This is a genomic window from Methylobacterium sp. V23 (genome assembly GCF_002917135.1).
Taxonomy (GTDB): Bacteria; Pseudomonadota; Alphaproteobacteria; order Rhizobiales; family Beijerinckiaceae; genus Methylobacterium.
The window spans coordinates 83,801-106,226 of record NZ_PDHT01000012.1 but is presented as its reverse complement, the minus strand read 5'-3'; the positions used below and the strand labels follow the sequence as shown (position 1 = coordinate 106,226).

The 22,426-nt window shown below is 68.6% G+C and carries 21 protein-coding genes; 6 read left to right on the top strand and 15 right to left on the bottom strand.

From position 1 onward, the window contains the following. The first annotated feature begins 31 nt into the window (after positions 1–31). On the top strand, positions 32–1,000 hold the full coding sequence (gene egtD, locus CRT23_RS13450; protein ID WP_245436213.1) for an L-histidine N(alpha)-methyltransferase: 969 nt from the start codon (positions 32–34) through the stop codon (positions 998–1,000). A gap of 114 nt (positions 1,001–1,114) precedes the next feature. On the opposite strand, the gene CRT23_RS13445 is transcribed toward egtD, so the two are convergent. The 4 genes from CRT23_RS13445 to CRT23_RS13430 form a co-directional block, all read right to left on the bottom strand. Further along, complete coding sequence (locus CRT23_RS13445) at positions 1,115–1,378, bottom strand: hypothetical protein (RefSeq protein WP_103710120.1); 264 nt, start codon at positions 1,376–1,378, stop codon at positions 1,115–1,117. 213 nt (positions 1,379–1,591) lie between these two features. Then, the gene (gene clpA, locus CRT23_RS13440) at positions 1,592–4,063 is read right to left on the bottom strand and encodes an ATP-dependent Clp protease ATP-binding subunit ClpA (RefSeq protein WP_103710119.1); all 2,472 of its coding nucleotides are present in this window, start codon (positions 4,061–4,063) and stop codon (positions 1,592–1,594) included. Positions 4,064–4,086: 23 nt separating this feature from the next. Further along, complete coding sequence (clpS, locus tag CRT23_RS13435) at positions 4,087–4,431, bottom strand: ATP-dependent Clp protease adapter ClpS (protein ID WP_055953857.1); 345 nt, start codon at positions 4,429–4,431, stop codon at positions 4,087–4,089. Positions 4,432–4,801: 370 nt separating this feature from the next. Continuing rightward, entirely contained in the window at positions 4,802–5,251 is a 450-nt protein-coding gene (locus tag CRT23_RS13430) for a phasin family protein (RefSeq protein ID WP_103710118.1), read from the bottom strand. Between the two features lie 300 nt (positions 5,252–5,551). Here CRT23_RS13430 and CRT23_RS13425 point away from each other — a divergent pair, with 300 nt between their 5' ends. Beyond that, entirely contained in the window at positions 5,552–7,039 is a 1,488-nt protein-coding gene (locus tag CRT23_RS13425) for a D-alanyl-D-alanine carboxypeptidase (protein ID WP_103710117.1), read from the top strand. Positions 7,040–7,169: 130 nt separating this feature from the next. Here the strand turns inward: CRT23_RS13425 and CRT23_RS13420 are convergent, their stop codons facing one another. The 3 genes from CRT23_RS13420 to CRT23_RS13410 form a co-directional block, all read right to left on the bottom strand. Further along, positions 7,170–7,847, bottom strand: a complete 678-nt coding sequence (locus tag CRT23_RS13420; protein ID WP_245436194.1) for a DnaJ domain-containing protein — start codon at positions 7,845–7,847, stop codon at positions 7,170–7,172. Further along, positions 7,844–8,098: a hypothetical protein gene (locus CRT23_RS13415; RefSeq protein WP_103710116.1), complete on the bottom strand. Its 255-nt coding sequence runs from the start codon at positions 8,096–8,098 to the stop codon at positions 7,844–7,846. Before CRT23_RS13415 ends, CRT23_RS13420 begins: the two co-directional genes overlap by 4 nt. A 64-nt stretch (positions 8,099–8,162) precedes the next feature. Further along, the gene (locus CRT23_RS13410; RefSeq protein WP_103710115.1) at positions 8,163–9,320 is read right to left on the bottom strand and encodes a trypsin-like peptidase domain-containing protein; all 1,158 of its coding nucleotides are present in this window, start codon (positions 9,318–9,320) and stop codon (positions 8,163–8,165) included. Between the two features lie 436 nt (positions 9,321–9,756). Between CRT23_RS13410 and CRT23_RS13405 the strand changes: the two genes are divergently transcribed. After that, positions 9,757–9,972, top strand: a complete 216-nt coding sequence (locus CRT23_RS13405; protein ID WP_055953370.1) for a hypothetical protein — start codon at positions 9,757–9,759, stop codon at positions 9,970–9,972. 488 nt (positions 9,973–10,460) lie between these two features. Here CRT23_RS13405 and galU read toward each other — a convergent pair whose 3' ends face one another. Beyond that, positions 10,461–11,327, bottom strand: a complete 867-nt coding sequence (gene galU, locus CRT23_RS13400; protein ID WP_055953365.1) for a UTP--glucose-1-phosphate uridylyltransferase GalU — start codon at positions 11,325–11,327, stop codon at positions 10,461–10,463. A 165-nt stretch (positions 11,328–11,492) separates the two neighbouring features. On the opposite strand from galU, the gene galE reads away from it, so the two are divergent. From galE to CRT23_RS13385, 3 genes are all read left to right on the top strand, one after another. Then, positions 11,493–12,482 (top strand): UDP-glucose 4-epimerase GalE, encoded by a 990-nt coding sequence (galE, locus tag CRT23_RS13395; RefSeq protein WP_103710114.1) that lies wholly within the window; start codon positions 11,493–11,495, stop codon positions 12,480–12,482. Between the two features lie 47 nt (positions 12,483–12,529). Then, positions 12,530–13,696 (top strand): lytic murein transglycosylase, encoded by a 1,167-nt coding sequence (locus tag CRT23_RS13390; RefSeq protein ID WP_245436212.1) that lies wholly within the window; start codon positions 12,530–12,532, stop codon positions 13,694–13,696. A gap of 71 nt (positions 13,697–13,767) precedes the next feature. Beyond that, a complete protein-coding gene (locus CRT23_RS13385; protein ID WP_103710112.1) occupies positions 13,768–15,171 on the top strand; it encodes an SGNH family hydrolase in 1,404 nt (467 codons plus the stop codon). Between the two features lie 297 nt (positions 15,172–15,468). Here CRT23_RS13385 and gor read toward each other — a convergent pair whose 3' ends face one another. The 7 genes from gor to CRT23_RS13350 all read right to left on the bottom strand — a co-directional run bounded on the left by gor (position 15,469) and on the right by CRT23_RS13350 (position 22,420). Beyond that, positions 15,469–16,866: a glutathione-disulfide reductase gene (gene gor / locus CRT23_RS13380; protein WP_055953351.1), complete on the bottom strand. Its 1,398-nt coding sequence runs from the start codon at positions 16,864–16,866 to the stop codon at positions 15,469–15,471. A 153-nt stretch (positions 16,867–17,019) separates the two neighbouring features. Continuing rightward, the gene (gene rpmG / locus CRT23_RS13375) at positions 17,020–17,187 is read right to left on the bottom strand and encodes a 50S ribosomal protein L33 (RefSeq protein WP_018044575.1); all 168 of its coding nucleotides are present in this window, start codon (positions 17,185–17,187) and stop codon (positions 17,020–17,022) included. A 107-nt stretch (positions 17,188–17,294) separates the two neighbouring features. Beyond that, positions 17,295–18,491, bottom strand: coding sequence for an MFS transporter (locus CRT23_RS13370; protein ID WP_103710111.1), 1,197 nt, complete (start codon positions 18,489–18,491; stop codon positions 17,295–17,297). 274 nt (positions 18,492–18,765) lie between these two features. After that, entirely contained in the window at positions 18,766–20,034 is a 1,269-nt protein-coding gene (locus tag CRT23_RS13365; RefSeq protein WP_103710110.1) for a peptide-binding protein, read from the bottom strand. A gap of 62 nt (positions 20,035–20,096) precedes the next feature. Beyond that, a complete protein-coding gene (locus tag CRT23_RS13360) occupies positions 20,097–20,330 on the bottom strand; it encodes a helix-turn-helix transcriptional regulator (RefSeq protein ID WP_103710109.1) in 234 nt (77 codons plus the stop codon). Further along, entirely contained in the window at positions 20,330–20,929 is a 600-nt protein-coding gene (locus CRT23_RS13355) for a DUF2975 domain-containing protein (RefSeq protein WP_181017346.1), read from the bottom strand. The genes CRT23_RS13360 and CRT23_RS13355 overlap by 1 nt, the downstream gene beginning before the upstream one ends. Before the next feature lie 216 nt (positions 20,930–21,145). Next, on the bottom strand, positions 21,146–22,420 hold the full coding sequence (locus CRT23_RS13350) for an efflux RND transporter periplasmic adaptor subunit (protein WP_103710108.1): 1,275 nt from the start codon (positions 22,418–22,420) through the stop codon (positions 21,146–21,148). Positions 22,421–22,426 lie beyond the last annotated feature (6 nt).

Here is a 22,426-nt window from a genome sequence, read left to right as displayed (position 1 = left end):
CCCGTCGCGTGCCCGGAGACGTCCCTTGACCATCAACCCCGTCTTCACGGACGCGACCCCGATCGCGGCCATCGATGCCGAGCGCCAGTTCCTGGACGATGTGCTGACGGGCCTCTCGGCGCCCCAGAAGTTCCTGTCGGCGAAGTATTTCTACGACGCCGCTGGCTCGGACCTGTTCGAGGCGATCACCCGGCAACCGGAATACTACCCGACCCGCACGGAGCTCGGCATTCTCGACGCACAAGGATCGGCCATCGCCGCGACCCTGCCGGCCCGGGCGACCCTCGTCGAGCTCGGCAGCGGCTCGACCGTGAAGGTCCGGCGCCTGATGGTGCACCGGCCGGACCTCGCGGCCTACGTCCCGGTCGATGTCTCGGAGAGCTTCCTGCTCAGCGAGGCCGAGGCCCTGGCCCGGGACTTCCCGAACCTGACGATCGCCCCCGTTGCGGCGGATTTCACCCGGGCCTTCACCCTCCCGGCCGGGTTGTCGGGCGGCCCGGTCGCCGGGTTCTTCCCCGGCTCCACCATCGGCAATTTCGAGCCGCCCGAGGCGACCCGGCTGCTCGCCCATTTCGGGCGGGTGCTCGGGGCGGGCGCCACCCTGATCATCGGTATCGACCTCGTGAAGGAGAAGGCGGTGCTCGATGCCGCCTACGACGATGCCGCCGGCGTGACGGCGGCCTTCAACCGCAACCTGCTCGTGCGGATGCGCCACGAGCTCGGCGCGGAGGTCGATCTCGACGCGTTCGTCCACCGGGCCTTCTTCAACCCCGAGGCCTCCCGTATCGAGATGCACCTCGTCAGCCTGAAGGCCCAGACCATCCGCATCGCGGATCGCCGCATCGCCTTTGCCGAGGGTGAGACGATCCACACCGAGAACAGCTACAAGTACACGGTCGAGAGCTTCCGCACCCTGGCGGGCGAGGCTGGCTGGGGCGCTGAAGCGGTCTGGACCGATCCCGATCGGCTGTTCTCGATCCACGCCCTGCGGCGGGGCTGAAGGCACGGATCGAAACCGGTCGATCCCCGCGGACGACCAGCCTCCGCGCGTCGCCGAAGTGCTGCGTTGGGTCTGACGTGAGACCGGCGCCGGTCGGTTCGACCGGCGTCCGGATCAGCTGCGCTTCTCCATCATCGCCTTGACCTGCATCAGCTGGTCCCAAAGCTGGCCCGGCGAGGTCCCGAGGAAATCGAGGCTGGCGGTGACGCCCCAGTAGAGTCCGAAGACGATCACCGGAACCAGGATCCAGCCCAGGATCTCCTCGCCGCGCCGGCGGCGCCGACGCCGCAGCCGACGCTGCTCCCGCGCCGTGAGCTTCGGGGCGGCGGCCTGCTTGGTGGCGATGGGCGTGAGGGGACCCTCGTGCAAGTCGTTCATCGGGGACGCCCCTCCTCAACCGATCTCAGCGCTGGGGAGGCGTATCCGGCCAGTCTCTCGCAGTGTCCGCGCTCCATTCCCGCGCTTGCTAACCATCCGGCGACCCCGTGTCGACCGCCGGATGTGGTTTTCCGCCGCCCGTCGGACGTGAAAAACCGGCCCCTCCCGAGGGGAGAGGCCGGTTCGACCGGGTGGGTCTCAGGCCCTGGCCTTTCAGGCCTTGACCAGCGGCACCTTCGGAACGGTGCGGACCCCGGAGCCGCCGCTGGGGCCGCCCTTGTCGTCGCGCTTGTCGTTCGTCTTGCGCGCCGAGGCCTTGGCCTTCGTGCGCTTGTGCTTCTTGGCCGCGTTGGCGACGTCCTTCTCGGGCTTCGGCGTGACCGGACCGGCCGGGAACTCGAAGCCGAGGGCGTCCTTCTCCGCGCCCTCGCCCTTGCGCAGGACGACCCGCACCGCGCCGCCGTCCTTGAGCCGCCCGAACAGCACCTCGTCGGCCAGCGGCGTCTTGATGGTCGACTGGATCAGGCGGGCCATCGGGCGGGCGCCCATCGCGTCGTCGTAGCCGTTCTCGGTCAGCCACTCGCGCGCCTCGTCCGAGAGCTCGATGGTGACGTTGCGGTCGGCGAGCTGCGCTTCGAGCTGGAGCACGAACTTGTCGACCACCTTCGCCACCACGTCCTTCGGCAGGTGCCCGAAGGAGATGATCGCGTCGAGACGGTTGCGGAATTCCGGCGCGAACAGCTTGTTGATCGCCTCGACGTCGTCACCCGTGCGCTTGGCTTGGGTGAAGCCGTAGGCCGAGCGCGCGAGGTCGGAGGCACCCGCATTCGTGGTCATGATGATGATCACGTTGCGGAAGTCGACCTGCTTGCCGTTGTGGTCGGTGAGCTTGCCGTGATCCATGACCTGCAACAGGATGTTGAACAGGTCCGGATGTGCCTTCTCGATCTCGTCGAGCAGCAGCACGCAGTGCGGATGCTGGTCGATGCCGTCGGTGAGCAGGCCGCCCTGGTCGAACCCGACATAGCCGGGGGGTGCGCCGATGAGGCGGCTGACCGTGTGCCGCTCCATGTACTCCGACATGTCGAAGCGCAGCATCTCGACGCCGAGGGACGCGGCGAGCTGCTTGGCGGCCTCGGTCTTGCCGACGCCGGTCGGACCCGCGAACAGGTACGAGCCGATCGGCTTGTCGGGATCGCGCAGGCCCGCGCGGGCCAGCTTGATCGCCGAGGTCAGCGCGTCGATGGCGTTGGGCTGGCCGTAGACCACGCGCTTGAGGTTCTCGGTGAGGTTCTTGAGAACCACCGCGTCGTCCTTCGAGACGGTCTTCGGCGGGATGCGGGCCATCGTGGCGATGGTCGCCTCGATCTCCTTGACGCCGATGGTACGCTTGCGGCGTGCCTCCGGCACCAGCATCTGCGAGGCACCGGTCTCATCGATCACGTCGATCGCCTTGTCCGGCAGCTTGCGGTCGTTGATGTAGCGCGCCGAGAGCTCGACCGCGGCCTTCACGGCCTCGGTGGTGTACTTGAGCTTGTGGAACTCCTCGAAGTACGGCTTCAAGCCCTTCACGATCTCGATCGCGTCGGGGATCGACGGCTCGTTGACGTCGATCTTCTGGAAGCGACGCACTAGGGCGCGATCCTTCTCGAAGTACTGGCGGTACTCCTTGTAGGTGGTCGAGCCGATGCAGCGCAGCGAGCCGTTGGCCAGGGCGGGTTTGAGCAGGTTCGAGGCATCCATCGCCCCACCGGAGGTGGCGCCGGCGCCGATCACCGTGTGGATCTCGTCGATGAAGAGCACCGCGTTCGGGTGCGCCTCGATCTCCTTCATCACCTGCTTGAGGCGCTCCTCGAAGTCACCCCGGTAGCGGGTGCCCGCCAGCAGGGTGCCCATGTCGAGGGAGAAGACCGTGGCCTCGATGAGGACCTCGGGCACCTCCTTGTTGATGATCTTGCGCGCCAGGCCCTCGGCGATGGCGGTCTTGCCGACGCCGGGCTCGCCTACGAGGAGCGGGTTGTTCTTCTGGCGACGGCACAGGATCTGGATCGTGCGCTGCACCTCGGCCTCGCGGCCGATCAGCGGGTCGATCCGCCCGTCGCGGGCCTTCTTGTTGAGGTTGACGCAGTAGGCCTCGAGGGCATCGCCCTTCTTCTTCGTGCGGCCTTCGCCCTCGTCGCCGCTCGGACGCTCGGAGGCGGATTCCTCGTCAGCACCGCGCACGGGCTTGGCCTCGGACGCGCCCGGGCGCTTGGCGATGCCGTGGCTGATGTAGTTGACCGCGTCGTAGCGCGTCATGTCCTGCTCCTGCAGGAAGTACGCGGCATGGCTCTCGCGCTCGGCGAAGATCGCCACCAGCACGTTCGCGCCGGTGACCTCCTCGCGCCCGGAGGACTGCACGTGGATCACGGCACGCTGGATCACGCGCTGGAAGCCGGCTGTCGGCTTGGCATCCTGACGGCCGTCCCCGATGAGGTTCGACAACTCGGTGTCGACGTACTCGACCAGGCTGCGCTTGAGGGTGTCGACCTCGACGTTGCAGGCCCGCATGACGGCGGCCGCGTCCTGATCGTCCACGAGGGCGAGCAGGAGATGCTCCAGCGTCGCATATTCGTGCCGGCGCTCGCCGGCGAGCGCCAGGGCGCGGTGGAGAGCTTGTTCTAGGCTGCGAGAGAAGCTGGGCAAAGCGTGGCCTCTGTGTGGGGTGCCTATTTCTTTTCCATAACGCACTGGAGAGGATGTTGGTGTTTGCGGGCGAAGTCCATGACCTGCGTCACCTTGGTCTCCGCAACTTCGTACGTGAAGATCCCGCACTCGCCGACACCATTGTGGTGCACGTGCATCATGATCTGAAACGCGACTTCCTGGGACTTGTTGAAGAATTTCTCGACGACGTGAACCACGAACTCCTGAGGCGTGTAGTCGTCGTTCAGCAAGAGAACCCGGTAGAGGCTCGGTCGCTTGGTCTTGGGCTTGGTGCGGGTGATGATGGCGGTCCCGGACCGGCCGTCATCCGTACCACCCGGTTCGCGTGGTTCGTCCGTCGCCCGCACATTCGCGACGCGCCGGTGCGGTGAAAAGGTCTCGGGGCCGTCCGCGCGCGAGGATTCGCTGCCCCGTATCAGGACGTCGGTCATCTGAATCGCATCGACCCCTTGGTGCGGCATGCTGCTTGGTGGCTGCTCATCCGCGGGTCGCGCCGGCGAGGCGCGCTCGCATCGCTGGTAATCTATAGGGCGATCGGTCGCTTCGCCAGTCGGCTGCGCGCACTTGTCCGAGACGGCAGCGGACCGGCTTCCCCAACCAACCGGACGACACTCCGGGAACGCCCGGTCCCGGAGACGAAAAAGGCCCCGTGCGAGCGATCGCACGGGGCCGGACTGTCAGAACGTGAAGGACTGCGGCGGGCCGTGCGCCCGCGTGTCAGGCCGCCTTCTGGTCGGCCGCGGGGAAGCCGGGAAGCTTGGGGAAGCCCGCGAGGTCGAAGGCCTTCGGGTTGAAGAAGGCCTTCGGGTTGAAGAGATTTTTGGGATCGAAGAAGCTCTTGAGATCGAACGGCGCCTTGGCCTGATGCGGCGCTCCGACGTCCTGGGCGAGGCCCTGGTACAGGTCGGTCATCACCTTGGCTTGGTTCTGCAGGCGCTCGTAGGACGCCTTGAGGTACTCGGCCTGGATCTCCAGAGCGGACTGCAGCGTGCGCGCGGCGGCCAGCTTCTTCATCGCTTCGGCGCCGGCGCTGTAGGATTCCTTGGCGAAATCCGCCATCTCGATGCCGGCCGTCTGATTGGTCTTGGCGAGCGAGGAGACGCTCTTCATCACGCTGGCGAGGCCGGTCTTGTTCATCTCGGCGGCCTTCTCGTACATTTGGGTCATCTGAAGATCCTTCCGCCCCCGCGGGGCTTACCCTGACGTGTCGGGCGATTGCCCGCGAGGCCGAAGCCGGCCGTGACGTTTTGTGTGCGACGCAACATAAAACGTCAAGCGATATATTGCATCGCAATATGGGCGGCGGATCCAACGAATTGGTCGCGCTGCATTAACCGGGCCGTAACTGCGTCCACCTAGCCTGATTGACAGATGTTGCGGGGTAACGGCGGCACGGCCGCACCCCCCGCCGAGATGTTGCGGTGCAAGCCGACCCGCGGGTCGTGCATGTCGAGGCAGTGAGTCGTGATGCGTAGCCATACTCCCCGCGTCGGCCGGGTGCCTGCTATCCCGGCCGCGATCGCAGCGGCCGCCGTCCTGGCCGCCCTCGCCTCCCCGGCCGAGGCGCGACGCGGCCATCATCACCGCGGTGGCGGCGGTGGCGGCTACAACCCGCCCTACGCCGCCATGGTGGTGGACGTGAAGACCGGCAAGACGCTGCACGCGATCAACGAGGATTCGCTGCGCCACCCGGCCTCGATCACCAAGGTGATGACGCTCTACATGCTCTTCGAGCAGCTGGAGCGCGGACGCTACACCCTCGAGTCGCCACTCACCATCTCGTCCTTCGCGGCCTCCCAGGCTCCCTCGAAGCTCGGCCTGCGTCCGGGTTCCACCATCGAGGTCGAGGACGCGATCAAGGCGATCGTGACGAAGTCGGCCAACGATGTGGCCTGCGCCATCGGCGAGAACATCGCCGGCTCCGAAGCCCGCTTCGCCGAGATGATGACGCAGAAGGCCAAGGCTCTCGGCATGAGCCGCACCCACTACGCCAATGCCTCCGGTCTCCCGGATGCCGACCAGATCACCACGGCGCGCGATCTCACCATCCTGGCCCGGGCGATCCAGGATCGCTTCCCGCGGTACTACCGGTACTTCCAGACCCGGTCCTTCGCCTTCCGCGGCCGGGTCATCGGCAACCACAACCGTCTCCTCGGCAATGTCCAGGGCGTCGACGGGATCAAGACCGGCTACACCCGCGATTCCGGCTTCAACCTGATGACGGCGGCCAAGCTCGACGACCGCCAGATCGTGGCGATCGTGCTGGGCGGTAAATCCGGCGCCAGCCGTGACCGGATCATGGCCGACCTCGTGCGCCAGTCCCTGCCCCGGGCCTATGCGGGGGCCCGCCAGGCCCCCTCGACCATCGAGGTCGCGGAGCGTGCGCGCCCGGCCGTGGTCGCCGACGGCGCCTCGCGCACCCGGACCCAGGTGGCCTCCGCCGACGACGAGGATGTGGAAACCACGGCATCGACCCTGCACGCCGGTCAGCCCCTCGACATCAGCCCCAGCCGCTCCGCCACCACGACCCCCGGCAGTGCCGGCATGAAGTGGCGCTCCGGCGCCCTGCCGGCCTCGGCGCAGGCCTATGCGCCGTCCGGCGGCCAGCCCGCCTTCCCGGCCGGCGGCAAGAGCGACGCCCGTCTCGCCTCCGTCGACGGCCCCCGCAGCGAGGCGGCGAAGCCGGTCTCCGGCGCGCGGATCACCCCCACGGCCTGGGTCATCCAGCTCGGCGCCATGGACGACGAGGACAAGGCGAAATCCATGCTGTCCGAGGCCCGCAGCCGGGCCGGCGGCGCGCTCTCGAAGGCCTCGCCCTACACGGTGAAGGTCGAGCATGGCGGCGCGACCCTGTTCCGCGCCCGGTTCTCGGGCTTCGCCGAGCAGGACAGCGCACAGGATGCCTGCAACGCGCTGAAGCGCAACGGCTTCAACTGCTTCGCCACCCGCAGCTGAGTTTGCACTGACGGGTCTGCAAGGGACCGGCGCCCCGTTCGGGCGTTCCGGCACAGGACACGGACGCCCGGTTCGTATCGCCGGACGGCCGCACTCTCGACATTCCTTGTCTGGCAACGCGCGTGGAGTATCAGCGATGTCGGTTGTTAATCCTGTCACGGGCCGCGTTGACGCGGGCCGCCTGCTCGGCCGTGCCCCCCTGGTCGGGGTGCAGCCGCTTCATCAGCGTCCGGTGAGCCGTGCGGACCTGCTCCAGGGACGCCCCGCGCTCAAGCCCCAGGATCTCATAGGCCTCCTGCTCCGTCATCGCCCCTGGATACGCCGCGCGGCGCGGCCCCGGGTCGGGATCTCCCTGAGCGTCTACACGCCAGCCGGGATGCCGGCGGTCGAGATACGCCTCTAGACGACGGGCGGTCTCGGCATCGCGTCCGAACAGGGCGATGAGGGCGGGCAGGGGGATGACCGCCAGGGGCTGGCCGGCATAGGGACCCGCCAGGGCGATCCCCTCCCCGCCCGCATCGAAGCGGATGGTGGCCCCCGACAGCCGGCGTGGATCGTAGCGAGCGGCAAAACCCCGGACCCGGCGGTTCAGGCCGGCCGACCCCTCGAGCAGCCAGATGGCGCCGCCCCCGAGCAGGACGGCGAACTCGAGCCGGCCCCGCATCAGGAAGAGCGCTGCCAGCGCGAGGGCGATGTAGCCCCCCACCTGCCGCAGGACGCGTGCCGTCAGGGCCGGATGGCGAATCCGCAGGTTTCGCCCGAACCACCACACGAGAAGGAGCGCCACCGCTCCGGCGAGGAACGTCACCGGCCGAACCCGTACTCGGCACCGACGCGGCCGCCGACGCGCAGCTTCACCCCGCCCACATCACGGAACCCCTGGCTGTCCACGACCGCCGGCTTCGGGCGCGCCGTGCCGCAGCCGGGCTGCGGCGGCAGACGGACGCCCTCAGGCGCATTGTCCGGGCAGAGATGCGGCGGTGTCCGTTCGGCGGCACCGGCGGCGAGGGTACCGGCCAGCCAGAGCAGGACGGCGCAGGAGGGACGAAGGCTGACCATGGGTCACTTTCACTGACGATGGATCGCTTTAGCGAGCGCCGCGCGGCGTGACGAGGGCCCGGCCTCAGAGCCGGCTCTCCGCCACGTCGGTGGTGGTGACGCGGACACGGCGGGTGCGTCCGTCCCGTTCCACGGTCAGGTCGATCGAGGTGCCGAGACCGGCCGCCTCCATGGCGGCGGTGAGGTCGGCGAGGCGATGCACCGGTCGGTCGCCGGCCCCGACGATGATGTCGCCGATCTCACCCGTCTGCGGATCGACACCCTGAAGGCCGGCCGATGCGGCCGGAGAGCCGCGCAGCACGCGCAGGACCACCACCCCGTCGATTCCGAGGCGCGCCGCAGTCGCCTCCTGTCCCGCGATGATGCCGATGCCGGGATTGCGCGTCCGTCCGTTGCGGATGAGCTCGGGGACGACCCTATTCACGACGTCGACCGGGATCGCGAAGCCGATGCCGGCGCTCGCCCCGGAGGGCGAGAAGATCGCGGTGTTGACGCCGATGAGGCGCCCGGCGGAGTCCAGGAGCGGACCTCCGGAATTGCCGGGATTGATCGCCGCATCGGTCTGGATGACGCCGGAGAGTTCCCGTCCCGCGCTGGTGGGCAGGCGACGCTGCAGGGCGCTGATCACGCCGGTCGTCAGCGTGTGGTCGAGGCCGAACGGATTGCCGATGGCGAAGACCGACTGGCCGACCTTGAGATCGGCCGAGGTGCCGATGGCCAGGGGCTGCAAGGCCGCGGTGGTACGCCCCAGGCGAATGACGGCGAGATCGTAGCTCGGGGTTGCGCCGACGAGGCTCGCCGACACGACCGCGCCCGAGGAGAGGCGGACCGCGATGGTGCCCCCACCCTGTGCCGCCGCCGCGACCACGTGGTTGTTGGTGACGATGTGTCCGGCCGCATCCCAGATGAAGCCCGTCCCGGTCTGCGAGCCGCCGCCCGACTCACCGCCCTCGTTGTCGACCCCCATCAGGGCTCGCCCCTGGGCGGCGGCCTGCACGAAGACGTGGACCACGGACGGGCTGGCCCGGGCGAAGAGCTCCACCGTCGCCGTCTCGGCGGACGCCAGGTCGCCGCGGGCGGTGATCGCCCGCGCGGTGTCCGCCGAGAACAGCAGGCCGGTCAGGTAGGGCTGGGCGACGAAGAGGGCGAGCAGGCCGAGGGCCGCCCCGGCGGCCCAGCGCTGGAAGCGATCCGCCGGCCGCGGCGGATACCGATCGGGCATGTGTCATCCTCTTCACCATGCTGCGAAAACCGCACCGCTTCGCGTCGCCATTAACTGGGCGGTGACGCAATGGCCTTCAACTGGCTCGGTACCGCGACGGACCAGGGTGCGACAGCACACCGAAACCCGCCGTGGCCAAAGATAAACAACGGCTCGACATTGTCAGCCTAGGCGACAAAGAGAACGAGAGGGCGTCCAAAAGCAGCCATATTCTGCGCGCTGATCAACAACGGCACGTTTTGTATGAGGGAGGGAGCTTTCAGGTTCGGATGAGCATTTCGTTCCTGCCTGAAATGACCTCAAAGCTGCCTTAGAGATGCTTCCATTCACCCGGATAGACGTCCCGCAGTAGATGTTCAGGTTCGAGGTCGTACAGACCACGAACCGGGCATCCGGCATCGCGGGGAACGACCCTCACGATCAAAGGAATACACACATGGAAACCCAAGCCCTGGAACGTCCCGCCGATCTGACGATCTGGCGTACCGCTCCGGTTCCGGCTCCCCTCGCTCAGCCCGCCCGCTACCGGACCCTGCGTGAGGCCATTGAGGCTGCCGCCGGCGCCCTGTCCGATCCGGCCAAGCAGCCCTGGATCATCACGGAGGATGGCGAGGTGCTGTCGCCGAACTGGATCCGGACCTACCTGAACTGAACCGATCCGCCGGCGCCTTCGCGCCTGTCGTCCCGCGAGCCGACCGCTGCCCCGTGCGCGGCCGGCCCGCGCGTCCTCCCAGGAGGCGTCCACCGATATCCTGCGGCCTGAGGCCGAGCCTTCGCTCCGAGACCCCGCATGCCGGGTCCCGTGCAGATCCTTCGACCCACATCCACCACCATGAGGATTAGCGTGCTCGCGCGCAGGACCCTCGCGTCGCTCGCGCGGCCCGAGGCGTCGCGCCTGCGGCGTCCGTTCGCTTGGGCAAAATCGGGCACAAAAAAAGGCCGCTCCGAAGAGCGGCCCGAAGTCTAGGGAGGAAACGCCCAAGAAGGGCTGCCGAACCGCGACGCCATCGCGGTCCCGCAACGCACAATCTAAAGTGCGACGCACAAAAATCAAGGGCTTTGCACGACGTTCAACCCGTTTTCTCGGGTCTGGGCTCGGCATTTCCTCCGGAGCTGGCCGGACCCTGCCGGGACGCGGTCTTAGTGCTCGCTCAGAAGCTGCGCGATCTCGGCCTTGAGGGCCTCCGATAGGTCCTTGCGCTCAAGGGCGTAGGCGATGTTGGCGGTGAGGAAGCCGAGCTTCGAGCCGGTATCGTAGGTCCGACCCTGGTAGTGCATGCCGAAGAAGGCTTGGTCCTTAGCGAGCTTGATCATGGCGTCGGTGAGCTGGATCTCGCCGCCGGCGCCCGTCTCCCCCGCCGAGAGAATGTCGAAGATCTCGGGCTGGAGGATGTAGCGGCCGGAAATGATGAAGTTCGAGGGCGCGGTGCCGGCCTTGGGCTTCTCCACCATGCCGTTGATCTCGAAGGTCTGGCCGAAGGTCTGGCCGACACCGACGATGCCGTACTGATGCGTCTCCTCGGGCTTGACCTCCTCGACCGCGATGACGTTGCCGCCGTGACGCTCGTAGGCGGAGAGCATCTGCTGCATGCAGCCGCGGCTCAGCATGTCGGGCAGCAGCACCGCGAAGGGCTCGTCACCCACGATCTCGCGGGCGCACCAGACGGCGTGGCCGAGGCCGAGCGGCGATTGCTGGCGGGTGAAGCTGGTCTGGCCCGCGCCCGGGAGGTCGCGCTTCAGAGCCTCGTAGGCCTCGGTCTTGCCGCGCTCCTGCAGCATCCGTTCGAGTTCGAAGGCGACGTCGAAGTGGTCTTCGATGACCGCCTTGCCGCGCCCGGTGACGAAGATGAAGTGCTCGATTCCCGCTTCACGGGCCTCGTCGACGACGTGCTGAACGACCGGCCGGTCGACGACGGTGAGCATCTCCTTCGGCACCGCCTTGGTGGCGGGCAGGAAGCGGGTGCCCAAGCCGGCGACGGGCAGGACGGCTTTGCGAATCGGTTTCATCAGCGAGACCCGGTAACGAGGGGAGGTGAGGAAAACCCCGAGTGAGTGACGTTGCCTCGGTACAGCCTCCGCCCAGGGAGGCGATAGAGCCATCGACGTAACGGGCATAACCGACAAGCTCGATTTCCGATATATCGTCAGTGAAACGTTTGGGGAGAAGGTGTCATGGCGGTTCTTGTGACGGGCGGGGCGGGCTATATCGGCAGCCACATGGTGCTGGCATTGCTCGACGCCGGGCACGAGGAGGTTGTGGTCCTCGACGACCTCTCGACCGGGTTCGACTGGGCGCTCCCCCCGGAGGTCAAGCTCGTCATCGGCGACGTCGCGGACCAGTCGCTCGTCACGGAAGTCATCCTCCAGCATCGTATCGACGCCATCGCACACTTCGCCGCGCGCATCGTGGTACCGGATTCGGTCGCAGATCCGCTCCACTATTACTTGGCCAATACCGTCAAGACGCGGGCGCTGATCGAAACGGCGGTTCGCTGCGGGGTCAAGCACGTGATCTTCTCGTCGACGGCGGCGGTCTACGGCGAGCCCGAAGTCGTGCCGGTACCGGAGGACCTGCCGCCGTCGCCGATCAACCCGTACGGTCGCTCCAAGCTGATGAGCGAGTGGATGATCGCCGATGCTGCCAAGGCCCACGGCTTCTCCTACGTCATCCTGCGCTACTTCAACGTGGCCGGGGCCGACCCGCGGGGCCGAACGGGGCAATCGACGCCCAACGCCACCCATCTCATCAAGGTCGCGACCCAGGCTGCCCTCGGGCAGCGGACGCATCTCGAGGTCTTCGGCACCGATTACCCGACCCGGGACGGTTCGTGCCTGCGGGACTACATCCAGGTCTCCGACCTCGCCGAGGCCCATCGGGTCGCCCTCAACCATCTGCGGTCCGGCGGCGAGAGCCTGACGATGAACTGTGGCTATGGCCGCGGCTACTCGGTCCTGGAGGTGATCGACGTGGTCAAGCGGGTCTCGGGGCGTGATTTCGAGGTGCGTCTCTCGCCGCGCCGTCCGGGAGATCCGGCCCAGATCGTCGCCGAGGCCCAGCGCATCCGTGATCTCGGCTGGACCCCGCAGAACGACGACCTCGACCGGATCGTCGCTCAGGCCTTCGCCTGGGAAGAGGCCCTGGCCCGGCGCAACCGCCTGTGAGGGGCTGGGGACCGCTCCTCCTCTCGGGATGGCTCGGGGCCGGCCCGGTGCTCGCGGCGGGAGCCGCACCCGCGCCGTCCGCAGCGACGGCGGAAACGCAGTCCCGCTTCGCCGCGTTCATCGCCGCGCTGCGACCGGAGGCAGAGGCGCGGGGCGTCTCATCCAACACCTTCGCGGCGGCCTTCGCGGGGATGTCCGGACCCGATCCCGACGTCCTGGCCCGCACGCGCAGGCAGGGCGAGTTCGGGCGTCCGGTCTGGGACTACCTCGTCGGTGCCGTCTCACCGGGCCGGATCGCCCGGGGGCAGGCCCAAGCCAAGCGGCTCGCGCCCATCCTCGCGCGCATCGAGGCACGCTACGGCGTGCCGCGCTGGATCGTGCTGGCATTCTGGGGTGTCGAGTCGGATTTCGGCGCGAGCGGCGGCAGCGTTCCGACGATCCGGGCCCTCGCGACCCTGGCGGAGGCGCGGTTCCGGGGGACGCTGTTCCGCGACGAACTCCTGGCCGCCCTCGCCATCCTGGAGCGGGGCGACGTCACGCCGGAGCGCATGAAGGGCTCCTGGGCCGGGGCCATGGGCCAAGTGCAGTTCCTGCCGTCCAGCTTCCTCGCCCACGCGGTGGATTTCGACGGCGACGGGCACCGCGACATCTGGGGGTCGGAGGCGGACGCCCTGGCCTCCATTGCCGCTTACCTCAAGGCCCTCGGTTGGAACCCGGCCCTGTCCTGGGGCTACGCGGTCACCTTGCCGACGGGATTCGACCTCGCCCGTTATCGCGGCGACCTCGCGGAGTTCGCCCGACGCGGCGTCCGGCGTACCGACGGCCAGGCCCTGCCGGATGCGGACGCTGGCAGCCTGTTCCTGCCGGGCGGCCTCGGCGGCCCGGTCTTCCTGATCACCGACAATTTCGAGGTGGTCCGCGCCTACAACACCTCGGATTCCTACGCGCTGGCGGTGGGGCATCTCGCCGACCGACTGGCCGGCGGGCCGGTCCTCGCCGCGCCCTGGCCGGTTCGCGACGCACGCCTCGACAAGGCGGGGCTGCAGGCCCTTCAAGTCGGTCTGACGGAGCGCGGCCTCTACGCGGGCGCGGCGGACGGGCGCGCCGGACCGAAGCTTCGCGAGGCGGTGCGGCAGTACCAGATCGCCGAGGGCCTGCCTGCGGACGGCTACGCCACCCCAAGGTTGCTGGAGCACCTGCGGGGGCGGCCTTAGACCTCGGCGCCATCCTCCTCTAAGGTGTCGGCCACCCGACCGGTCCCCGGTCCGTTTGATCGAGGCGTCCCATGACCTTGCCGGCATCGCGCGCGGCCTGGTGTTTCCTCTCCGGTCTCGTCCTGCTCTTCGCCGGTGCCGCGCCGGCCTGCGCGCAGTGGGGCGATTCCTACGACGCACCGCGGGGCGGCGACTACCAATCCCCCCGCCGCCGGGCGCGGGACTATTACCGGGACGACGACGGCTACGCCGCCCGCCAGGCGAACCGGCGCTACACCCCCCCGCCTCAGGAGGCGCCGCGCCAGTTCTACTGGCCCTGGGAGGATCGTCCGGCGCCGGCTCAGGTCGCCCCGGTGCCGAGCGCCCGCCCGGCGCCGCCGCGCAGCCGGGGCTATGCCGATGACGGGCGCTCCGGGCACGACGACGGGCGCGCCGTCCGGCGTCGTCCCCGCCCGGCCCCGGTCGTGGCCCAGCCGAAGCCGGCCGTACCCAAGGTCGAGCCGACGACGCGGATCGCGGTTTTCGGCGATACGCTGGCCGGCCACCTCGGCAGCGGCCTGTCGAACGTGTTCGAGGACAATCCGGAGATCGGTGTGCTCGATCGCTCGAAGGCCGATAGCGGCCTCGTGCGCAGGGACGTGGTCGACTGGCCGAAGGCCGCCGAGGAGTTCCTGAAGGCCAACCCGAAGACCACTTATGCCCTCGTCATGCTGGGATCCAACGATCGTCAGCCGATCCGGGAGGGTGACCAGACCCTCGATCCCCTGAGCGACCGCTGGCGCACCCTCTATGCCGAGCGCGTCGACGCCCTGATCAAGGTGTTCACGGACGCGAAGATCCCGCTGATCTGGGTCGGGGCTCCCCCGATGCGCAGCGAAGCCCTGACCAAGGACATCGCGGCGATCAACGACATCTTCCGCGAGCGCGTGGCCAAGGCCGGCCAGACCTACGTCGACATCTGGCCCGGCTTCGTCGACGACCGCAACCGGTACACCGCGACGGGGCCGGACCTGGAAGGCCAGGAGGCCAAGCTGCGCACGGCGGACGGCGTCCACTTCACCAAGGCCGGGGCGCGCAAGATGGCGCATTTCGCCGACGTCGAGTTGAAGCGGATGATGGGAACCGGAACGCCGCCAGCCCAGCCGGCGCTCGCCGCTCCCGTGGCGGTGGCGCCGCAGCCGATCGTTGAAGGCGAAGCCACCAAGCTCGACGATGCCGCCGCCATCGATCGGCAGATCACCGCGATGCTTCCGAGCCTGCCGGAGCCGCCGGGCATCCCGGCCCTGCCGGTCAAGCCCCTCGCCGGCCCGGTGGTCCCCCTCGGCCGCGCCGAGGTGACGCCGGGCGGCACCCTGATCAGTGGCCGCCCCCGCGACGCTGATCCGACTGGTACCGTCGAGCGCGCCCTGGTGCGGGGCGCCGCCCCCCTGGCCCAGCCCGGCCGGGCCGACGACTTCAAGTGGCCGCCGGGCTGACCGGCGGTCCCTCCTCCAGCTTCCTCTGATCGCGATCCCGTGTAGTGCGAAGGCGCCGTCACGCGCTGCGCCGGGCTCGGTCTGGACATCGCGCCAGATCACGTCCGGCGCTTCGGTCTGGGTCGGGTGCTCGGCATCGGAGCGGTCGGCGAGGCGGATGCCGGGCGGCCTGAGGCCGCGCATCTCCCGGGACGGACCGCTGGTCCGGGACAATTGCGCGGCCGCGGATCCGGTCGTTGTGCGTGGTCGTGCGATGACCCGCGACGGATCGGGCCCGGGGGTTTGGCCGTTGAGACGCTAGCCGACACCCACCGGATGCTTGGTCACCACGGGGCTGCGCATCGTGACGAGTTCCTCGCCGGCCGTGGGATGCACCGCGATGGTGCGGTCGAAATCCGCCTTGGTGGCCCCCATGGTGACGGCGATGCCCACGGCCTGGATGATCTCGCCAGCATCGTGCCCCAAGACGTGTACGCCGACGACGCGATCGCTGGCGCAATCGACCACCACCTTCATCAGCACGCGCTCCTCACGGCCGGACAGGGTCGCCTTCATCGGCCGAAAACTCGAGCGGTATACGTCGATGGTGCCGTAGAGGTCACGGGCCACATCCTCGTTGTGGCCGACAACCCCGATCTCCGGCGTCGAGAAGACGGCAGTGGGGATCAGGCCGTGATCGACACACCACGGCTTGTCGCCGAACACCGTGTCGGCGAAGGCGTGGCCCTCACGAATGGCGATCGGCGTCAGCGCGGCCCGATCGGTGACGTCGCCCACCGCGTAGATCGACGGCACGCAGGTCTGCGAGAAGGCGTCGACCGGGATCGCGCCGCGCGCATCCGGTGCGATCCCGACCTTGTCGAGACCGAGCCCGGCGATGTTCGGGCGCCGGCCCGTGGCGGTCAGGACCTGATCGACCTCCAGGGTGCTGTCGTCGTCGAGGGTGACGCGGATGCCGCCCTCGGCCCGGTCGAGGCGCTCCACCGTACGGTTGAGGCGCAGGTCCATGCGCTTGGCATAGGCCTCGCCGAGCGCGTCGCGGATCTCGTCGTCGAAGCCGCGCAGGAGGCGGTCGCCCCGGTGCAGCAGGGTGGTGCGGCTGCCCAGATGCGCGAAGACGCCGGCGAATTCCACCGCGATGTAGCCGCCGCCGACCACGAGGATGCGCTCGGGCAGGGTCTCGAGCGCGAAGACCTCGTTCGAGGTGATGGCGAGCTCGGCGCCCGGGATCAGCGGTTCCTTGACCGGATGGGCGCCGACCGCGACCAGGATGATGCGGGCCGTGACGCGGCGGTCCGATCCGACGAGGCGCACGGTGTGCGCATCCTCGATCACCGCCCGCTCGGGACTGACGGTGACCCCCGCGCGGCCGAGATTGGCGTCGTAGATGCCTTCGAGGCGGCTGACCTCGGCATCGCGCCGGGCCTTCAGGACGGACCAGTCGAAGCGCGGCTCGGGCACGGTCCAGCCGAAGCCGGCGGCATCCGCGAATTCGTCGGCGAAGCGCCCGGCATAGACCATGAGCTTCTTCGGCACGCAGCCGCGGATCACGCAGGTGCCGCCGACCCGGTACTCCTCGGCGAGCTGGACCCGGGCGCCGTAGCCGGCGGCGATGCGGGCCGCCCGGACGCCGCCGGAGCCGCCACCGATGACGAACAGGTCGACATCGAAGCTGCGGTCGAGATCGTCTGCCATGAACTCATCCTGCGGGTGTGGGCGCCGAGGGCTCTCCATCGCCCGAACGGGGCGGTACATCAACCGTCCCACCGCGCAAACAAAAAGGCCGCTTCCCCCTGCGGAGAAACGGCCTCGACGACACGGATGCGGCGCGGGAACGCGCCGTCGGGCTTACTTGATCTTGGTTTCCTTGAAGTCGACATGCTTGCGCACGACGGGGTCGTACTTCTTCATCGACAGCTTCTCGGTCTGCGTGCGGGAGTTCTTCTTCGTGACGTAGAAGTAACCCGTGTCAGCGGTGGAGATCAGCTTGACTTTAACGGTGACGGCCTTGGCCATGGACGCGGCGCTCCTGTGATCGCGGCATTCCGCATCAGCGAAACGCAAAAGGGCCGGCGTCGGCCGGCTGAATACCGGCGGGTGATTGCCTCATCGGCCGGGATTCGTCAAGGCGTGTCGTTCGCCTGCGCCTCGTCCGTCGGCCGCTGGACGAGGCGGAGGGCGACCACCGCCGCGTAGCCGAGGAACAGCAGGCACAGGCTGTAGGCGAAGCCCTGGGGCGGGGCCAGATCCATGCCGCCGCCGATGATGGGCGGACCGAGCATCAGACCGACATTGTAGAGCACCACGAAGGCGGCGTTGGCGCCGGCGAGTTCCCGCCCCCGCACCGTCGCCCCGAGATGGGCGAGACCCACCGTGTAGAGTGTCCCGGCAATGCCGCCCCACAGGAACAGCAGCACCAGCAGCGCGGGGAACGAGGCCGAGGCCATCGGAATCAGGCTCGAGCCGAGGGCGCCGCCGAGACCGGCCATCAGCAGCACGAGGCGGCGGTCCACGCGGTCGGCGAGCCAGCCGAACGGGATCTGGAACATCACGTTGCCCAGGGCGAGCGCGCTGACGAGCCCGGCCGCCGTCTCGGCGTCGTAGCCGAGGCGCAGGCCGTAGAGCGGCAGGATCGCGAAGCCGCCGGTCTCCACCGCCCCGTAGACCAGGGCCGCGGCGGTGGCCGCGGGCGCCAGGCGCAGATAGGCATGGAAGGGCCGTGACGCGCCGTGCCCGATCACTGGCGACAGGCCCCGGGCCAGCAGGAGCGGGACCAGGGCGACGAGGAACAGGCCGGCCCCACCGAGATAGGGCGCGGGGCCCTGTGTCCCCAGGACGGCGAGCAGGGTCGGGCCAACCGCGAAGCCCAGCGCCAGCACCGTGGCGTAGATTCCCATCACCAGCCCGCGCCGCTCGGGCGGAGCCGCCGCGTTGATCCAGAACTCGGAAAGCACGAACAGCGCGCCGAGGCTCGTGGAGAACACGAAGCGCAGCACGAACCACCAAGCGATGCCCTGCAGGAGCTTGAAGGCGACGAGGCAGAGGGCGCCGAGGACGATGGCGCCCACGAGGAGCGGCAGCACGCCGAGCCGGGCCGCCAGGCGGGGCACGAAGGGGACCGTCAGGATGGCCGCGAGGCCGGCCACCGCGGTGTTCACCCCGATCAGGGTGCTCGACGCACCCATGCGCGCCATCTCGATGGAGAGCAGCGGGATGGTCAGGCTGAGCCCGATGCCGACCACCGCCACGCAGGTGATGGCTGCGGCGATCGAGGCGAAGCGGGAGCCGTCGCGCGACGCGGCGTCGGGGGGAGTCGGCATGACGGGGTCCGCTGCGGGTCGCTGGCGCGACGCCGGGACCGCCTTGTCTACGCCGGAGCGTGCCGGCGCAACCGGGGGCCTCCGTTCGCGGAGGCGGCCAGACCTTTGGCTGAGTTTTCGTGGATTCGATCGCTGCAATACCGCTCGCTCGGGTGTTCAGCCTTGCTCAATGACTCCCCGTCCAACAATCCGCGAGGGCGCATCACGCTCTTCCATTCGAGAGGGGCAAAATGGTGTGCTCAGATCTCCGCCTGGCACACGTCAGAGAGTTGCCTCAGAAGTTCGCCCCTTCGGCCTTGATCGTCACGGATCTTCCACCGCGGTCTAGGTCCAGAATGCGCGGCTGTCCCGGGCGGGCCGATAGCCTTGCGAGCACCGCCTCTGGGGGGAGCCCGTCCAGCAGATGCCCATCGACCTGCACCAACCGATCACCCACTTCGACGCCGGGCACGAGGGGACGATCTTCCCGGGACGCGACGGCAGCGACAACATAGCCCGTGCCGCGCCGGACCAAAGTCAGGCCGACGCTGTCTAGTTCACTGGGATCGGCTGCGCGCTGCCGCTCCCAGAAGCTCTGCCGGCCCGCGTAGTCGAGTGTCAGACGAAAATTGTCGAGGACATTGTTGCCGAGCCAGCCCACCACCGGCTCGCCAGCATCTGACTCCCAAGTGTCCCAGAATATCTCTCCCAGTGCTGCCTCTCCGAGCGCGCCGCCGATCGGCCCTGTGCCGAGGGCGCCGACATCTTGGAGCACCAAGCCCGGTAGGTAGACACGCGGAAAGCGAATGATTTTGCCGGCGCGTTCCAGGTCCAGATCCGCCATCGCGAGATTGGCGCGCCCGACCGCGGAGTCCCCGCGGTGCCACTCGGGGTGCTGGGCGAGCCATTGCGAGACGGCCCGGCCCCGCAGCCATGTGTAGGGTGCGCCGACGTCGACAACGAGGGGAACCGGTCCGGTGTCGATCCGTGCATCCAGCACGACAAGTCCGGAGTCCGGATTGACCCGGATCGGCACCGGTACGCCGCGCAGCGGAAAAGATCCGGGCTGTGCCAGAGTCAGGGATGCGGCCTTCGGATCGATCGAGACCGCAAAATGCTGAAGTATCCCAGCTGGGAGGACAGCCTCCACCGTCCGGGGTGCGAAGAGGAGGGCGAACAGATCCTGGTCCCCGATGCGCCCGGGACCATCGGTCACCCCTTCGCGTTCGACCTGCACCGACACGGCGCCGATCCGCATCGTGAGATTTTGGCCCTCGGCGAGACCCAACTCTCGATAGAGATCCTGCGACAGGATCGGAGCCCCCACGCCCATGTTCAGCCATGCGAACGCCCGCCGCTCGCTGCCGTCCGGACGACGAAACGCGACAGGTATGAGCCAGCGGCCAGAGACACGCTGCATCGGCAGCGTCACGACGGTGCCGGCTTCTGCCGGCCAGGCGACTGCGACCCGATCCCGCTTCGAGGCGGCAGGGTGGCAGGCCGCGAGCAGCGTCGTGGTGAGGACAATCACGAGCGTGCGCAGGCCGCGCGAGAAATGGCGCATGGGTACAAGTCTCCGCTCCCGCAGCGCGGATGCGTGCGGGTCCGAGGTTGTCGGCGATGCAATCAGCCTGCGCGGCGTAGTGCGTCCTCGCCGTCCGGAACGTACTCGAGCAAGTCGCCCGGCTGGCAGTCGAGTTCCCGACAGATCGCTTCGAGTGTCGCGAAGCGTACGCCCTGGACTTTCCCGGACTTCAGCAGCGACAGGTTGGCCTCCGTAATCCCGACTGCACGGGCGAGATCCTTCGATCGGCGCTTGCGACGGGCGAGCATTACATCGAGCCTCAGGACGATTGGCATCAGACGAATCCGTCCCGATCGTCCTTGATTGCCTGCCCGACCCGGATGAGTTCGGCGAGAACGATCAGGAGAGCGGCGAGCACGAGGGCGTGGAGCGACGAGGTGCGGAACCAAGCGAGATCCACCCCCTGCCCGACGGACCGAACCAGAATCTGTCCGATGATCGGTGCGATCGCATAAGCGAGGAGCCAGACCGCCATCCGGCGTAGGCGCGACGCGTGCCCAGATGCGAAAAGCGTTCCGGCCGCGAGGTCGCGCAAGAACGCGCGCAGGTCCGTGAGCAGAAACAGAATTGGCGCTTGGGTCATCATGAAATTCGCCGCGTAGGACAATCGCGTCGGCCAGGGCAGCCCTCCGAACGGCACGATTCCGGCGCTACCCTCCGGCCGGCTCCCGATGAAGGCTGCGTTGGGCCCGAGCCAGAGAAAGCGGCCCTGACAAAGAAGGCCGAGCGCCAGGACAACCCCCGTGAAGACGACGGTCATTCCCAGGATCATCGTGAGAAGCCGCATGGCGTAGCGTGCGCATCGCCGGAGCGCGATGCCGTCGCCGAGCTCAGGCGGCTGATCCTCATGCGGCAGGACAGATACGTTCGTCATCCGGCCCTCCTGAGATCGGGATACAGCAAAAAATAATTTCTGCAATACGATAATTTGCAGTCTGTCGAACTCGCAATGACCGGTGACTCTGTCATCCGATCCCGAGGGGTTCCGAAGAGTTCCGACTCTTCAGAATTGGATGGGTGTCGATGTGGACTCGCTGGCGGTCCGAACGCGCCGATGGGATGAGCCGATCGTTGGGGATCGAGTCTGTCGTCAGCGGGCGGCCGACTTCAGCGACTTGCCGTCGGCCGCCGGCGGCTTGCGCTCGATCTTCTGGCCGTCGCGCAGGTCGGCGGGGGGGCTGAGCACGATCTCCTCGCCGCCGTCCAGGCCCTGGCCGAGCTCCACCGTGGTGCCGAGGTCGCGCCGGATCGTCACCGTGCGCCACTGCGCCGTGCCGTCGTCGCGGGCCACCGCCACCTGGGTGCCGCGCTGGTTGAAGACGAGGCTCTCGGCCGGCACCCGCACGTTGGGCTCCGTGCGCGGCACCTTGAGGGTGACGTAGACATAGAGTCCGGCCCGCAGGGCGCCGTCGCCGTTCGGCACGTCGACCTGGGCCGTCAGGGTGCGGGACGAGGTCAGCAGCGCCACCGAACTGCGCTCGACCTTGCCGGAGAAGGTCCGGTCGGCGATCTGCGGGACCTTGATGGATGCGTCCACCCCCGGCTTCACGCCGACGGCGACGTTCTGGGGCACGTTGACCGAGACGCGCAGGATGTCGTCGCGGTCCATGGAGAGCAGCGCGGTCCCGCTGCCGTCGGCGTGCACGAGGTCGCCGACATCGACGCCGCGCTGGGTGATCACGCCGTCGAAGGGGGCGATGATGTCCTTGAAGCCGGTGAGCGCCCGCAGGCGCTCCACCGTGGCCGCCTGGGCCTTGATGTTGGCCTGGGCCACCTTCACGCCGGCTTCCGCCGAGGCGAGGGTCGCCGCCTGACTCAGCACGCTGGCCTGGGAATTGTCTGCGTTCTGCTTCGAGGCCCAGCCCTGGCCGGCGAGCGTCGTGGTGCGGGTGTTGGTGACGTTGGCGAGGTTCACGTTGGCCTTGGCCTGGTCGACCATGGACTTGGCCTGCAGCAGGGCCGCCTCGAGCTGTCCGGTCTGCGCCTCCGCCTGGGCCAGTTGCTGATCGAGGTCCGGGGCGGCGATGCGCATCAGGATGTCGCCCTGGCGGACGCGGCTGCCGATATCGACCCTGCGCTCGGCGATGTAGCCGGTGGCGCGGGCGTAGAGGGCCGCCTTGGCGAAGGCGTCGGTCTGGCCCGGCAGGGTGATGTCGATGGGCTTGTCGGCCCGCTCCGCGGTGGCGGTGCGCACCGCCGGCACGAAGCTGTTGATCTTCCGCTGGGTCTCGGAGGCGGCGGCGCGCCGCTGCATCTGGCCGTAGCCGCCCCAGGCGAGCAGGGCGATGGCGGCCACGGCGGCGATCAGGAAGGGCGCCTTGCCGGGCGGCGGCGGGATGTCGGACGGGTCGTGGGTCTGATGCATCACGCC